At 50.0% G+C, this 1,242-nt stretch carries 1 protein-coding gene; it reads left to right on the top strand.

Going from position 1 to position 1,242, the window contains the following annotated elements:
• A partial coding sequence (ltrA, locus tag EKO24_RS06190) for a group II intron reverse transcriptase/maturase (protein ID WP_143733184.1) occupies positions 1-1,173 on the top strand: 1,173 nt, incomplete at its 5' end.
• Between the last annotated feature and the right edge of the window lie 69 nt (positions 1,174-1,242).

The raw sequence follows: 1,242 nt of genomic DNA, 5'->3' as shown, positions 1-1,242 counted from the left end.
GATGGGATGACCATTGATGAGTTCCCCGCTTGGGCAAAATCCGGCGAATGGAAGCGGGTGGTTATCGAACTGGAAACAGGACAATACCGACCGTCACCCGTCAGGCGTGTTGAAATAGATAAACCGGATGGCGGTATTCGCCAGTTGGGTATTCCAACCGTCATAGACCGCGTCATCCAGCAAGCCATTGCCCAGGTTCTCACTCCCGTGTTCAACCCCGGATTTTCAAGCCATAGTTTTGGTTTTCGTCCGGGGCGTAACGGGCAACAAGCGGTTAAACAGGTACAAGGCCTTATCAAGCAAGGACGGCATATTGCCGTGGATATTGATCTGTCGAAGTTCTTTGACCGGGTTAATCATGATTTACTGATGACGCACCTTGGCTATAAAGTGAAGGACAAGCGTTTACTCAGATTGATTAAGCTTTATCTCCGCGCTGGGGTTGTCGATAACCAGCGCTATAGTGAAAGCCGGGAAGGTGTTCCGCAGGGTGGCCCCCTATCGCCACTCCTGGCGAACATCATGCTCGATCCGTTGGATAAAGAACTGGAGAAGCGCGGCCATAAATTTGCACGGTATGCGGATGACTTTACGATTTTGGTAAAGAGTCAGCGTGCGGGCGAACGAGTGCTGCATAGTATCGGTCGATACCTGGAAAACCGTTTGAAACTGGTCGTCAACACGACCAAAAGCCGCGTCGTTAAAACCAATGAAAGCAAATTTCTCGGATTTACGTTTCGAGGAGGCCGCATTCAATGGCACCCGAAAACAGTGCAGAAATTCAAGCAACAAATTCGACGTTTAACGAACCGCAACTGGGGAGTATCGATGACATATCAACTCTTCAAAACCAGTCAGTTTATACGGGGCTGGATTAATTACTTTGGTATCGCCCACTGCTATCAACTTTGTGTCGATCTGGATCATTGGATACGGCGCAGGGTTAGAATGGCTTATTGGCGTCAGTGGCGAAAGCCACGCACCAAAGTAAGAAATCTGATGAAACTCGGTGTACGAGTTCAATCAGCCGTTGCGTGTGGCATCACCAGCAAAGGCCCATGGCGTAGCTCCAAAACTCCGGGAATACAACAAGCATTATCCAATGCCTATCTCAAGTCTCAGGGGTTATATGCGTTACGCGATGGATGGATCAAGCTTCACCATTCCAAGTGAAACGCCCTGTGCGGACCCGCATGCAGGGTGTTGTGGGGGCTGAGGGTTAGAAACCCTCGGCTACCCGAT

This window comes from Candidatus Methylobacter oryzae, assembly GCF_003994235.2.
Taxonomy (GTDB): Bacteria; Pseudomonadota; Gammaproteobacteria; order Methylococcales; family Methylomonadaceae; genus Methylobacter_A; species Methylobacter_A oryzae.
Note: the sequence above shows the minus strand (reverse complement) of the source record. Positions and strands in the feature narration are given on the sequence as shown.